This window comes from Nostoc edaphicum CCNP1411 (assembly GCF_014023275.1).
Classification (GTDB): domain Bacteria; phylum Cyanobacteriota; class Cyanobacteriia; order Cyanobacteriales; family Nostocaceae; genus Nostoc; species Nostoc edaphicum_A.
The window spans coordinates 2,214,833-2,229,384 of record NZ_CP054698.1; the positions used below are offsets into that span (position 1 = coordinate 2,214,833).

Sequence of the window (14,552 nt, forward strand, 5' to 3'; positions counted from 1 at the left end):
ATACCCGCTTTTGGTGGGCGGTCTTTCAACTCAGCACTCAGCACTCAGCACTCTTCATGGTTAGTTGATACGTTGAGGTGTAATGGCTTGATATTGTTGAGTCGGCAGGATCGCGTCTTTAATATTTATCCTACGGGGGATAACTTTTTCTTGAAAATAAAAGTCAGCAACTTTTTGTTGTTCAGCAATAATTGCAGGTGTGAGTTTTCTCAATCTAAAAGTACGTCGGCGTGCTACCTTTTCTAAAACTGATACATCTAATTTCAGTTCCGGCGCAAAAGCTTTGGCAACATCAGTTGGGTTTTTTTCAGCCCATTCTCCTACCTTGTCTGCTTCCTCTAAAAACACTCGTACCAATTCTAGATTTTTGGTGACAAATTCACGCCTACCAAGATAAAAGCCGCCCAAAGTGTTAATTTTTGCTGCATTTCTCAGATTACGAATCGGGACAATTTTTTCCACAAGAGCCAAAAAAGGATCGCTAGCCACCCAAACCTCAACTTTATCTTGAATAAAGGCATCACGGGCTTCAGATGGAGTCAAACCAACAATTTGAACATCGCTAATTTTTAGTCCCACCTCTTGCAAGGCTTTTGCTAGTAAATAGTGTGCATTCGATCCCCTCTGAAAAGCAATTTTCTTACCTTTAAGATCGGCTATTTTCTTAATAGGAGAATTAGCTCTCACCACAATTCCTTGGTTTTCTCCCTTGCTGGGCGTGCGTCCAGCAATATAGATAACTTCTGTTATACCTGCGGCTTGGGAAAATATTGGCGGTGTCTCTCCCACATTACCGATATCCACTTTACCTGCATTCATCGCTTCGATCAATTGCGGCCCGGCTGGAAATGGCCCTACCCAATTCACCTTTACACCCAATGCATTGAAACGTGGCTCAATAACTTTTTTGACCTTAACAATATCTCCAGAAGTTTGATAAGCCAAATTGATTACTTTTGCCGTGATTCCGGGTCTTGTTTGTGCTTGAGTACTTTGCACAAAGCTATCTACAAAGGGAGATGATAAAGCAAATAATCCCAGTGCTGAATATTGAACAATCCGCTTTAAAAATGTGCGCCGTTGTGGTCGAGATGGTTTGTTCATCAGTTGAGAATTTCCTCCTAAGTATTAGATTTTAAGTTTTCCGCCTTACTTTCGATCGCCAGTAAGATGATTGGAAGTTGCTATATCAACCTCCCAAAACACCGATTAATAGTTAAAATACAAGTTTACAAACTTATGTTTAAAGCTAGTAAATTGGTGTTTTAAGTAAGTAGATGGAATTATTGCGATCGCTTCACTTTCTCAATTTCAGGAAGCACTAGGGAAGAAAATATAAGTAAGATTTAGTTAGGGTCTAAATCTACATTTAAATCTCCCCAATCTCTAGTAGTCTGCCAAGTTAACTTTGCGAAGTTCTTAGTCAAGGCTACCCTACGGGAACGCTGCACGAACAGCCCCCAAGACAAGGACTAAAGTCCTTACTACGAACTTATTCACCCACCAAAGTTGATATGTGAACTACTAAGTCATAATCCAATTCTCTTTTTATTTTTCACTGACGAGTGTTTCGGGAGTGATTGCTGCGTATTCTTGAGGTGTTAGTAGTGCTTCTTTAATATCAATCTTTTTGGGTAGAATTTTTTCGTCATAGAACAAATCAGCAACACTTTGTTGGGCTTGCATTAGTTCTGGAGTAATTCCTCTCAACCGATAAGTAGCACGGCTAGAAATTACTTCTTGAATAGGTAAATCAATTTTCAGTACAGGTGCTATGAGTTTGGCAACTTCTTTACGATTCGCTTCTGCCCATTGACCATTTTTATCAATTTCTTCTAGGATGATACGAACTAATTCTGGATTTTCCTTAGCAAACTCACGTGTTCCTATGTAATATCCCCCTGGAGTACCAATATTTGTAGCATCTCGCAATACACGAGCACCGTGGAGTTTTTCTACCAAAGCTAAATGGGGATCGCCAGTTACCCAAACTGGAATAGTTCCCTGAATAAATGCACCACGTGCTTCAACATTGGGCATACTCAGAACTTGAATATCACTATATTTTAGATTCACCTCTTCTAAAGCTTTGATAATAAAATAGTGAGAAGCAGAACCTTTTTGAAAAACTACTTTTTGGCCTTTAATTTGAGCTAAATTTTTAATAGGAGAACCTTTAGGAACTGCGATCGCACTACCTTTACCAGAATCAGGCCCAAGTCTTCTACCAGCCAAATAGATGATTTTTGCACCCGCAGCTTGGGCAAAAATAGGAGGCGTTTCTCCAACTGAGCCAATATCAATTTTGCCCACATTCATCGCTTCCATCAGTTGTGGCCCTTGAGCAAATTGTGACCACTCTACTTTCAAGCCTAAAGGTTCCAAACGTTTTTCTAAAACTCCTCTGACTCTAACTAAATCACCAGAGCTTTGATATCCTATTCGCAGTACTTTTGTTTTAAAAGTTACGGACTTTGCCCCTGCTGGATCTGCTGTAGGATTATTTCCTGTATTTATGTTAGATACAGTTGACGTACAACTGATTAAAGTAGTCGATAAAGCGACAAGCCCAGGTATGACAAATAACGATAATTTACTGATTGTTGTTGTCTTGGTTCTCACAAAATTTTTAACCAATTTTACACCTCTACTTTTGATTAACTACTGATAAAAAACATCAATTGGCAACTTAATTTTTCCACTAAAAATACTTTCAATTTACAATCATATCTTTTGTAAAATTAATTTCTTAATTCTCATTACAGCGTTTTAATCTGCAATGAAACCTATTAAGTTTAAGCTAAATTTTATCAAGTTTTGTCTTCCAATAAAGTGTTCATCAACACTAGTTTTTAAACAAAATAAACGTATTTCTAGTTATTTGTTTTTATAAGCATATAGTGTTGCATTTAGAAAAGGTTCATTATTTTTTAATAGATTTATCTTGATGAATTAAGTCTCTTATACTGTCTAGTTGAGGAAGGAGGGTAGGAATTATCTACCCTATAGTTGACAGCAGATTTGAGACTATGTTTTTAAAATGCAAACTTACTTATCAGACTTGTCCAGGGTCAAGAGTCGAGAATAACTCTTGACTGCGTTAATAAGATGTAGAATCTAAACGCCCATTAGCTTAATTTTCTGAGCTATACATCCTAAAAGGGACGACTACCTGCAAGGCTAACTCGCTTCAATACTCGTCGCTCATTTGGATCGAATGCTTGACGATAATGCAAGGTAGCTTGATTATCCCAGTAGACAATATCGCCTACTGACCATTTGTGTTGGTAGTAGAACTTGGGTTGATTCAGATGTTCCCTTAACTGTTCAATTAATTTAGATCCTTCTTCTGGCTCTAACCCGACAATTTCTACTTCTGTAGTAGCATCTAAGTAAAGATGCTTTTTACCACTCTCTGGATGTGTTCTAACTAAAGGATGGGGAAAGATCGGACTGATTAAAGGAATACTTTTGTCTAAACGATATAAAGGGCGGGGTGCATTTCGGTCTTGCAAAAATGGATTGTAGGTAATTAACTGTAAATCTGCAATCCGTTCTTTGGTAGCTTCATCTAATGCTTCGTATGCCAAATTGGTATTTAACCAATAAGTATCTCCACCATGAGTTGGTATTTCTAAAGCATAAAGAAGCGAACCACTAGATGGGGTAGGAGTCCATTTGTGATCAGAATGGAAAGTTAATTCTCCAGTGCCGGTATAGCCACCATCAACATGGGAAATCGGAATCACTACCGGAGTTTCTCCTGGTTTAGAAGCCAATACTGGAGTTTCATCAGATGGTACAAAGAGTGCGCCAAAGTATAGAGCGAAGTTCAAAAGTTGTTGATCGGAGAGCTTTTGGCCTTTGAAGATCAAGATGTGGCGATGTCTGGCGACAAGCCGCTTCGCGTCTACGCGCAGAGCTTCTTTAAGTTGTAAGATCACTTCAGGTGCGATCGCTTGACTGGCATCAAGATCGGTTACTATAGCCCCCAAAGGGGCATCAATAGGGGTAATTTTAACCTGTGTCAAAGTCGAGCTAGGCATAATATTCTTCTGTGTTTTAGTGTCTTCTTGGGGATAACTACTTATTCGCTAAAACTTCTGAAGGAGTGATTTTGGCGTACTCTTCAGGTGTCAAAAACCCGTCTCGAACATTCACCTTCTTGGGGATAAGTCCTAAGCTGTACCACTTGTCTGCAACTTCCTGTTGCTTGACAATGACTTTCTCGGTAATTGGTAGCACCCCATAGTCATATTTCTTATGCATTATTTCTAGAGTTGGTGGATCTAGCTGAGTTACAGGAGCAAGCAGTTGTGCTACTTCTTTGGGATGATCCTTAGTCCAGATTTCTGCCTTTTCTAGCTCCTCTAGAAAAACTTTAATCACGTCAGGATGAGCCTGATAAAACTGGCGTGAGGTTGAATAAAAGTTGGCAGTATCCCGCAACCTACTACCATCTGCTAAAACACGAGCTATTTTATTTTGTACATTTCTGGTAGCGAATGGCTCCCAAATATACCAAGCATCCACCTTGCTCTGACTGAATGCTGCATTTGCATCTGCCGGCGCTAGAAAAACTGATTGGACATCGCTTAGTTTAAGTCCTACATCTTCTAATGCCTTAACTAATAAATAGTGACCGATAGAGGCTTTCTGAAAAGCTACTTTTTTACCCTTCAAATCGGTAACACTTTTAACCGGAGAGTTTGCAGGAACTAAAAGTGAAATAGCTTTACCACTGGGGCGTGTAGTAGCTAGATAAACAAGAGGCGCTCCTGCTGCTTGTGAAAATACAGGAGGCGATTCGGCTGTAGATGCGATATCCAGTCCATTGGCATTCAAGGCTTCTAGCTGTTGTGGCCCAGCCGCAAACTCAGCCCACTGTACTTTAAAACCCAGAGGCTCTAATCGTTTTTCCAAGGAACCTTGTTTTTCTAAAACTGCTAGAGCGGTAAGTTGTTTTGAACGTACAATCCGTACTACTTGCTTCTCTGTAGTGCTAGATGAAGCCACAGATTCAGGGGAAGTTGCAGACTTTTGAGTATTATTTTTTGCTTCACTACAACTCGATAGGGCAGTCGATAGCATTAAGCAGTAGCCCAGAGCAAACAACAAAGAACGACGTGTTTTTCTCTGGCTTTTCCTAAATTCAAATTTTCCTTTTAAAACTGTCATTGGTTGTTTTATTTATTTTCCTGTAGGTGGTTAGAACAATTATGATTAATTGCAATATAAAGAACAAAAATATGACCTATTAATTTATTTGAACCATAGAATAATTAAATGTTTTTTGTAAATCTTAAAACTTTATATATTAAGTTAGAAAAGAGAGTGGGTATGACCCACCCTACTACGACTCGATGAACTGAAAATTTAATAGTTAGGAGGGAAAATTTAGGAAGTGGAGTGAGAATAACTCACTCCAATGTCGTGCTAGTGGAAGGTTGGAATTTTTGAGTAAAACTCTGTCTTGTTCCTGTTCAATTTTGCTACTGCTTCCAAGCAACTAGGATTGTAGCTTGGAGTTCTTCTGTAAAATGTCCAGATGGCTCAACTGCTAGTAGCGCTTCTCTAAGATCCTTTTCAAATTCTGGGGCATTATCTCCATAGAAAATTTTGAGGGAGAAGGCTGTAGTGTATAAGTAGCCAAGATAGCTATCGACAGTCCAAGATTTTTCAAATGGCACTTCATAGGTTTCTTGACGAGCAAAAGCCGAATTGCCAATTACAACTTCATGGGGAGGATCAACTGGTTTACGAATGCCTTGTCCTCGTTGTCCAGTCCGCCGCTCATCACCTAACCATTTCTTCACGACTCCAACAGCAGCTTGTTTCCAAGGTAGATTGCTTTCCCAAGGGTTGTCACCAGTGTTCAGCAGTGCTATTCCACCATCATCAGTTAGCAATTCATAAAGGCGTTCAAGCACTAATTCGCGTTCCATCCAGTGGAAGGCTCTGCCAATTGTGGTTAATTTAAATTTCCCTAAACTAGAGTCGATTAACTCTGCTCCTTGTTCTAACCAAGTAATATTATTTGCTCCAACTGCTGCTGCTTGCCGTTTGGCTTCTGCAATCATGTCTGGATCGGGATCGATCGCCACAACTTCTTCAAATCTAGTTCGTAGAGGAATTGAAATCAACCCTGGGCCAGTACCTAAATCAAGCAGTCTTCCTTGACCATTGAGATGAAATATTTCGGCCAGTTTGTCGAATACAATAGATGGGTATTTGGTTCTATATTGAGCGTAAACCTCAGCGGCTCCCTCAAATAAACTTGGGTCGTAGGTGGGAAGTGTTTTTAGTTGAGTCATATCAATTTTGGATTTTAGATTTTAGATTTTGGATTTAGGTAAGTAAGGTGGAGATTAAATAAAGTCCACCCTACAAGACAGCGAGTAGACAGCTAAAACGCCTCAGTAAGCCGGTGCAATTAAAGTTAACTGGTGGGGGCTGTCATTTGTCATTTGTCATTTGTCATTTGTCATTGGTCATTTGTCATTTGTCATTTGTCATTTGTCATTTGTCATTTGTCATTGATAAGGGTTTTAGACCTATCTCCGTTTCGTAATATAATTTGGTTTGTTTCCACCGACTTACTTAGCACGTGAATGGGAAAATAGGGAGGAAATAGCCAATGCCCAATGCCCAATGCCCAATGCCCCATTCCCAGTAACCTAAGAATATTGCGTGATGACGGGTAGCTGATCATTGAGTACCCAATCGCCGATCGCACGCAATTTGTAGTCCACAGGATCGTGCAGGGTAAAGGTTCGCAAATCCCGCCAGTAACGGTCAAATCCATATTTGGTTGCTGTGGCGCGAGTTCCTGTAACTTCAAAAATACGGTTAGTAATATCTATACCTACACGAGTAGCTAATGCCTTGGCTGCGGAAACTGCGATCGCAACTTCTCCCCTTTCTTGATGAGTCAGCGCTACATCCTTATCCCAGGCTGCTTGCACCTTCTCGGCTGCTTGGTCGGCTAGAGCGATCGCAGCTTGAATTTCCACCCAAAAGTCTCCGTAATGATGCAGAATATATGGGTCTTGAGTCGCACTATCTACTCCTGATGTAATCCACGGTTGAGTAGTCGTTTTAGTATATTCACGAGCAGCTGCAAAGGCTCCTTTGGTAATTCCTAGATAAACGTTGGTTTTTGTTAGCTGGGCGATAATACCAAGAAAAGTTAAGAAGGCACTATCAGCAGGATTTGGTGGCCCCAAAATCTCATCTTTCTCTACTAGGACATTGTTAAATGTATAACTGCCGCTATCAGTGCGACGTTGCCCAATATTGTCCCAATCGTGATTAGAAACTAACCCTTCTCTGTCTTTGGGAATTATGAATATGAAGGGCAATTCTACACCATCTTCCAAAGCAGAGAATACCCGATAATCTGCAACAGAAATACCTGTACCAAAGCTTTTAACACCATTAACCCGAAAATTCTCACCCTCTGGATTAATTTTCAGCCTAGTATCCTTTGTATTAATGGCATTTGCCCAAAATAAGTTATTTTTAGCAGTTTCTCTATAATATTTTTCTTTTTGGGCTGGTGTGCCAGAAACGTGACCCAAAGCTGTCAAATTGAGATGATTGCCATACAATTGACCAATTGAACCATCCGCTTTTGACAGTTTTCTGACAATTTTTAAGGCATCAATCCAAGTTGCACCAATTCCACCATATTGTTTAGGTATAACCAGTGGTAACAGTCCACTCTCACGCAGTTTATTAATTTCCTGTTCTGGAACTCCGGCTTGGGCATCCCTTTCAACTGCGGATTGAGCAAGTTCCTTGGATAGAGAAGTTGCTAGGTCAACGTAATCCTTTGGTTTTGTAATATCTAGCACCATAATCAAATCATCCTTGGTATTGTTTCGGCAGTAGGCAGCAATCAGACACAGAATTTAGGAGAAATGTAGAGTGGGCAAGGCCCACGCTACAAGTGAACAGAGGAAATGGAACATGGAACGTTGTAAAGATGGGCATTGGTCATTGGGCATGGGGCATAGTAATTCTTTCCCTATTCCCTATTCCCCATTCCCCATTCCCTATTTCCCAGCTAGATATTCGTTTGCGGCTTTCTCAACACCTGTACCCTTAAAGAAGTCTTGATTAAGACTGGTGTACAACTCTAAGGGATGAATTGAGAGGAAGTAGCGGAGGTCTTCTTCGGTAATGATTTCGCGTTCTGCCATTGAGTAAGCGTTGGCAGTAACGGCGGTGATATCTGGCACATCCCAGTGACCGGAATCTGAACCTAAGAAAGCTTTAACTCTGTCCCCAAAGGGATTAGCTGCACGGTTAAATGCTTGGCTGACACGGGTATCGTCTGATTCCGTACCGAAGTAGAAATGATTCAAGAAGCGATCGCGGACATCTTCTGGCTTCTCGATTCCTGCTAGTTCAAATTCGTCGAGTTCGCCTGGATCTTCTGGAGCCAATAATTGATGGTGGAATCCTAAACCGTCACCAATTTTATCTAAGCGTCCATCTACAAGTTCGCCACCGTAGCGGGTGTACAACTCTACGAGTGCTTCCTTATCGATAATCGCAGGATTGTTATTTGACAACAAATGTTGTTTGTTGCGGGTTTCCCAGTGCCAAATAATATCAGCGTATAGACTAGCACCCCAAGCTGAACCACCTTCTAAAAAGGCAAACTTTAATTGTGGGAAGCGGCGGGTAACTCCACCAAAGAACAGCGATTTGCATAATGCTTCTGCTGCAAAGGCGAAGTGATTAATGTGATTGTACTGGGCGTTGGTGACAGAACGCTGAGTTGTCCAACCTTGGCTAGAAGCGTGAGTTGTGGGTACAACTTTCAGTTCTACGCACTTAGCCCAAAATGGATCGTAATCATACTCGCTATCTAAGCCAAAGTTATCAATCCAAACTACTTCGTTAGCGACTTCTTTGCCGTATTTTTCAAAAGCAGGAATTGGACGACGGACATAACCGGGGATTTGAATTGCTTTGAGTCCCAAAACATTCACCGCATATTCCAACTCTTCAATCCCTTCTTCGGGAGTGTGTAGGGGAATTGCGGCAATGGGTGTTAAGCGATCGCTATAAGGGCGGAAAATATCAGCATGGTAAGTGTTAACTGCGCGACAAACAGCCCGCCGCATTTCTTCGTTGCCGATATTCGGGGCCATTGTTGCCAAGTTGGGGTACACAACGGCGAAGTCTGTACCCGCTTCTTGCAAGCGCTCATGCAGCAACTTGGGCAAGCTAATAGTAGCCAAATTCAAAGTATTTTTGGTTGGACGACCCCACCAGTTAGGGCGATTGGTGCGATAAGCAAAACGTTCTTCCCAACTTTGTTTGTACCACTTAAAGCGGGAAGATCCTGGTAAATTTTCTTTGAAACGTTCGACAAGTGCAGTTCCACCAACTTGCTCTAAATAATCCAAGACTGCTGGTTCAAATTCCTGGGTATGTACATCGGTGTCAATGATCGGATAACCAAGTTTTTCCCGAATTTGAGCAGACCTAGTTTTTTGTGGGCGGTCTAGAGCGATCGTCATGATATTTCACCCTCATCAAATGTTTATAGGCATTGTTAAAGTAAAGACGCGATAAATCGCCGTCTCTACAAAGGATTGATTCTTCTTGTAGAGACGCCGATTTATCGCGTCTCTTGCCTTAATTTCCCAGCCAAAAATTCATCTGCGGTTTTCTCCACAGCCGTACCTTTGAAGAAGTCACGATTGAGGCTGGTGTACAACTCCAAGGGATGAATTGACAGGAAGTATTGCAAATCTTCTTCGGTGATAATCTTGCGTTCTACCATTGAATAGGTATTAGCAGCGATCGCAGTAATATCAGGTACATCCCAGTGACCAGAATCGGAACCCAAAAATGCTTTAACACGATCGCCATAAGGGTTCGCTTTGCGGTTAAAGGCTTGAGCTACACGGGTATCATCTGATTCTGTGCCGAAGTAGAAATGATTCAAGAAGCGATCGCGGATATCTTCTGGCTTGGTAACTCCTGCAACGGCGAATTCATCCAAATCACCTGGTTCTAGGGGAGATAATAATTCAGCGTGGAAACCTAAACCGCTACCTAGTTGATCCAAGCGACCATGTACTAATTCACCACCATAGCGGGTATATAGTTCTAACAGTTCTTCGCGATCGATATTGGCGGGATTGTTATTTTCTACCAAATGGTCTTTATTGCGGGTATCCCAATGCCAAATCAAATCGGTATACAAACTAGCACCCCAAGCTGCACCTCCTTCTAAGAAAGCAAACTTGAGCGTTGGGAAGCGGTGAGTTACACCACCAAAGAACAGAGATTTACATAATGCTTCCGCAGCTGATGCAAAGTGACCAATATGGTTGTATTGGTAATTGCTAATGGAACGCCGATTTATCCAGCCCATACCGGAAGAGTGGGTGGTGGGTACAACTTTCAGTTCTACGCACTTCGCCCAGAAGGGATCGTAATTATACTTGCTATCCAAGCCGAAGGTATCAATCCAGATGGCTTCGTTGGCTACTTCTTCGCCATATTTCTCAAAGGCGGGAATCGGGCGGCGGATATGTCCGGGGATTTGAATGGCTTTGAGTCCCAGCACTTTCACCGCATATTCCAACTCTTCAATCGCCTCTTCGGGCGTATGCATGGGGATGGAAGCAATGGGTGTTAAGCGATCGCTATAAGGACGGAAAATCTCAGCGTGATAAGTATTAGCCGCACGGCAAACAGCTCGCCGCATTTCTTCGTTGCCGATGTGTGGCGCCATCGTTGCCAAGTTGGGGTACACAACGGCAAAGTCTGTACCAGCTTCTTGTAAGCGTTCGTGTAACAACTTTGGCAAGCTAATGGTGGCCAAATTTAAAGCGTCGTTAGTGGGACGAGTCCAGAAGGGAGGGCGGGCGGTGCGGTTAGCGCGGCGCTCATCCCAAGATTGCTTGAACCATTTAGAGCGAGATGCACCGGGTAAGTGTTCTTGAAAACGCTCTGCGTAGGCGTAGCCCGCCGTAGGCATCGCAGTTCCACCAACTTGCTCTAAATAATCCAAGAATGCTGGGGGAAACTCTTGGGTATGTACATCGGTATCAATGATCGGATAACCAAGTTTTTCCCGAATTTGAGCAGACTTAGTTTTTCTGGGACGTTCTAACGCAATAGTCATAGGTTCTACCTGATTTTTCAATTGGATTGGGTAGATACTACTGTTTAAGAAGGTTGTCTACTTTCTTCTTAACAGCAATTCTTTGAAGAAGTTGGATTTTTCTTTACAGAAAATGTGGCGGAATTAGTAAACGATAAAATCCCAAAATTCAGCTTTGCTGATCATATCCTTCTCCACAAACTTGTAGACATTTCCTCCAAACTGAGGAGTATTATTTCTATAACAATAAGATGAAAAAAGTTAACGAGGCTGTTCTTCAGCAACCCATTCTGTTAATTTAAAGTTTGACTTTGCTAACCCTTGAGAAACTAAAAAGTTCTTAGTGCCTTCTAGAAGGTTCACTCCCTCGGCTGGTAATGGTTCTTCTGATACTTGTTGGAGTGGGTACGATATTTTGATGATATCGAGGGGATACTTAGTAGTTTGAGCATGGTACTGATAGTATTCTTCAGAATTAGCTTTTAAATCCTTGGCTGCTTCTGTCAGGATTCCGTTAAACTTTTGTGGAAAATCAGGCTGTTTCGCCAGAAATTTTTCGGTTGCTACAACTAATGATGTCCCTGACAAACCCTTATGGTTTGCTGAAGAATCAATCACTGGGAACCCTTCTGATTTTAGAAAAGGCCCCATATCACTTGAGGTTGCATAAGCTGCTATATCACCACGTTCTAAAGCGGCTTTTGCCTCAGTACTCATCAAGTGAACAACTTTTACATCTTTGGCAATTTTAGCTTCAGCTAATAAACCCAATAGGTATCGATGCATATAAGAACCTTTTTGGGTAGCTATTCTCTGACCTTTTAGTTCAGCAAGCGATCGCGGGCCATTCTTTTTAGCTACTAACCAAGCAGTTGTATTAAATTGGCTGATCCGCAACAGTCGGGTTTCCTGACCTCTTGCTCTCAAAACTATGGCTGGTGTATCGCCTAAAGAGCCAACATCTAATTGACCGGCAACAAGCGCCTCATTGAGATCCGGCCCGTTAGGAAATCGCGCAAAAGTAATGTTTTTAAATCCTATTTTTTGTAGCTCACGCTCTAATATTCCCTTTTTCTTTGCCCAACCAAGTGAGCCTGTAGGTTCTGAACTACCTACATAGCCTATTCGTAGAGTAGAAATGTTATTTGCAGCGACAGCGTTATTGACATTAACAGCCTCAATGGATTGTGCCGATTTAGTTTCACCTTGGCTACATGCTGTAGTTAGTAGCAGTAGAACACAAGCCACTGAAGTTGATAATCTGGAAGGAAGTTTATTTTTAATGATCAAATCTGTTCCTACTGTGAACGACAGCATGACTTTTCTCTCCGCCGCACTATTTCATCTGCTTTAAAATTTGGAATGTTTGATCGGCTTTTGCTGTTGAGGTGCGTTTGTGTCCCCAGCCGATGTTTTCACGATAACTACCCAGCAGCCCAACTTCTGCCAATTCTGCCTCGTTGACTGAAGTCTGCATATCGCTTTCTGGTGCAACATAAAGAGCATCAACTGGACAATACAATTCGCACATATAACAAGTTTGGCAGTCACTCTGGCGGGCAATGGTTGGCGGTGCATCAGGTACACGGTCAAACACGTTAGTCGGGCAGATGTTCACGCAGATATTACATTTTATGCACCGCGACTCGCTGACCAACTCAATCACACTAATGCTCCTATTTTGGATTCTGACTTTTCTTTACTATTTAAAGGCTGACTTTTCACCCAGACATGATCTAATCCGCCACTAATTAGGTGATGTTGCTGGTTAGCATCAAGTTCTGGATAATCTAAATGTTTGTGCATACCACGAGTTTCTTTACGTTCAATGGCACTGCTGTACATCCATCGCGCTGTGGCTACCATCGCCGCAGCTTCTCGCACCCTGGGAAGCTCTTTCTCTGATGTTACCTGGCTATTGCGGAGTTCTTGCCAAAGATGATTTAACCTACCCAAAGATTCGGTTAAGCCTTGTTCTGTACGGAAATAGTTCTTTTCGTAGGGGAATACTTCAGCTTGAACTGCCTGAATAATTTCATTAGTTGCCAAAGTGCGAGCGCTCCCACTTTGTAATCCTACCTCTCCAACACCCTTAACTTGTCGTTGAGTTTTATGTTCTCCCAAGCTACGGGTATATTCAGCAGCCGATTTCCCTGACCAATAGCCAGAAGATATTGCCCAAGCTGCATTATGACTACCACCGCCAGTGAATCCGCCACAAATCAGTTCCCGTGTAGCTGCATCTCCAGCTGCATAGAGTCCCCGCACAGAACTGGCACAACTCTCATCTACAATCCGAATTCCGCCCGTACCGCGCACAGTTCCCTCTAGGCGCAGGGTGACAGGGAAACGTTGGGTAAATGGATCAATACCTGCACGATCAAAGGGTAAAAAGAAGTTGGGCTGTGCTAAACGCATAGATGCCCGCATTGATTCCGCCGCTTTGTCTATGATGGCGTAAACTGGCTGTTGCAATAATGTCTGGGCAATTACTGAACGTCTATGAGAACTTGCCCCTGGAATTATAGTACCGTCTTCGTAGGTGAAAGTTGCCCAATTATAAAACAGGGTTTTGGTGACTGAAGAAAAGGCGGGAGAGATGCCGTAAGCATTGGAAAATTCCATACCCGACATCTCGGCACCTGCTTCTGCCGCCATTAAGTAACCATCCCCTGTCAGGACGTTGCATCCTAACGCTTTACTAAGAAACGCACACCCACCAGTTGCGATAATTGTGGATTGCGATCGCACTATCCATTTAGTACCTGTTTGACGGTTCACACCTGTTGCACCAGCAACAGCACCATCGTCATCAACCAGTAATTCTAAGGCGGGGCTGTTATCTAAAATTTTCACTCCTGCCCGTTGAATTTGCCGCCGCATCAGCCGCATATATTCCGGCCCTTGCAGCGATCGCCGGTAGGGTTTACCTTCATCATCGGTAGGGAAGGGATAACCCCACTCTGCTAGCTGATTGACGTTTGTATAAGTCTGATTCAATACCCGATCCATCCAATTGCGATCGGACAAAAACCCACCCAACGATTCCCGACTTGCCTTCGCTGTTTCCCGTGCTTCTGGATCGGGTGGCACGTACCACACACCATTACCAGATGCAGCGGCGCATCCAGTTGTGCCACAATATCCCTTATCTACGAGGATCACTCTAGCTCCACTTGATGCAGCACTCCAAGCTGCCCAAGTTCCAGCTGGCCCACCTCCAATCACAAGCACATCTGCTTCTAAGTCGAGTTCAAAATCGGTTGTTAACGTCTTCAGCATCTACAATTTCCCCCCCATCGATAAAGTCTTAAGCATCAAGTCTTCGCCCCATCGATGCTGCAAAATATTTAGAAATCTGTTTGCCTATTTACTTGTTGGTGGCCTACCAGTAGCCTGAATAAATTTTGGCTGCTTA

11 protein-coding genes are annotated in these 14,552 nt (G+C 42.5%); all 11 read right to left on the reverse strand.

Annotated features, from left to right (window positions below; all coding sequences use genetic code 11):
* Window positions 1-60 precede the first annotated feature (60 nt).
* The 11 genes from HUN01_RS11945 to HUN01_RS11995 all read right to left on the reverse strand — a co-directional run bounded on the left by HUN01_RS11945 (window position 61) and on the right by HUN01_RS11995 (window position 14,416).
* Window positions 61-1,104 carry an aliphatic sulfonate ABC transporter substrate-binding protein gene (locus tag HUN01_RS11945; protein ID WP_181931448.1) on the reverse strand — a complete coding sequence of 348 codons (1,044 nt, stop codon included), beginning with the start codon at window positions 1,102-1,104 and terminating at the stop codon, window positions 61-63.
* A gap of 444 nt (window positions 1,105-1,548) precedes the next feature.
* Window positions 1,549-2,622 carry a sulfonate ABC transporter substrate-binding protein gene (locus HUN01_RS11950; protein WP_238846203.1) on the reverse strand — a complete coding sequence of 358 codons (1,074 nt, stop codon included), beginning with the start codon at window positions 2,620-2,622 and terminating at the stop codon, window positions 1,549-1,551.
* A 533-nt stretch (window positions 2,623-3,155) separates the two neighbouring features.
* Window positions 3,156-4,046 carry a TauD/TfdA dioxygenase family protein gene (locus HUN01_RS11955; RefSeq protein ID WP_181931450.1) on the reverse strand — a complete coding sequence of 297 codons (891 nt, stop codon included), beginning with the start codon at window positions 4,044-4,046 and terminating at the stop codon, window positions 3,156-3,158.
* A gap of 37 nt (window positions 4,047-4,083) precedes the next feature.
* Window positions 4,084-5,178 carry an aliphatic sulfonate ABC transporter substrate-binding protein gene (locus HUN01_RS11960; protein ID WP_181931451.1) on the reverse strand — a complete coding sequence of 365 codons (1,095 nt, stop codon included), beginning with the start codon at window positions 5,176-5,178 and terminating at the stop codon, window positions 4,084-4,086.
* A gap of 314 nt (window positions 5,179-5,492) precedes the next feature.
* Window positions 5,493-6,314: a class I SAM-dependent methyltransferase gene (locus HUN01_RS11965; protein WP_181931452.1), complete on the reverse strand. Its 822-nt coding sequence runs from the start codon at window positions 6,312-6,314 to the stop codon at window positions 5,493-5,495.
* A gap of 363 nt (window positions 6,315-6,677) precedes the next feature.
* Entirely contained in the window at window positions 6,678-7,859 is a 1,182-nt protein-coding gene (locus HUN01_RS11970) for an acyl-CoA dehydrogenase family protein (RefSeq protein ID WP_181931453.1), read from the reverse strand.
* Between the two features lie 198 nt (window positions 7,860-8,057).
* On the reverse strand, window positions 8,058-9,536 hold the full coding sequence (locus HUN01_RS11975; protein WP_181931454.1) for an amidohydrolase family protein: 1,479 nt from the start codon (window positions 9,534-9,536) through the stop codon (window positions 8,058-8,060).
* Between the two features lie 101 nt (window positions 9,537-9,637).
* Complete coding sequence (locus HUN01_RS11980) at window positions 9,638-11,155, reverse strand: amidohydrolase family protein (protein WP_181931455.1); 1,518 nt, start codon at window positions 11,153-11,155, stop codon at window positions 9,638-9,640.
* A gap of 240 nt (window positions 11,156-11,395) precedes the next feature.
* The gene (locus HUN01_RS11985) at window positions 11,396-12,451 is read right to left on the reverse strand and encodes an ABC transporter substrate-binding protein (protein ID WP_181931456.1); all 1,056 of its coding nucleotides are present in this window, start codon (window positions 12,449-12,451) and stop codon (window positions 11,396-11,398) included.
* Between the two features lie 19 nt (window positions 12,452-12,470).
* Window positions 12,471-12,800 carry a 4Fe-4S dicluster domain-containing protein gene (locus tag HUN01_RS11990; protein ID WP_181931457.1) on the reverse strand — a complete coding sequence of 110 codons (330 nt, stop codon included), beginning with the start codon at window positions 12,798-12,800 and terminating at the stop codon, window positions 12,471-12,473.
* On the reverse strand, window positions 12,797-14,416 hold the full coding sequence (locus tag HUN01_RS11995) for an FAD-dependent oxidoreductase (RefSeq protein WP_181931458.1): 1,620 nt from the start codon (window positions 14,414-14,416) through the stop codon (window positions 12,797-12,799). The genes HUN01_RS11990 and HUN01_RS11995 overlap by 4 nt, the downstream gene beginning before the upstream one ends.
* Window positions 14,417-14,552 lie beyond the last annotated feature (136 nt).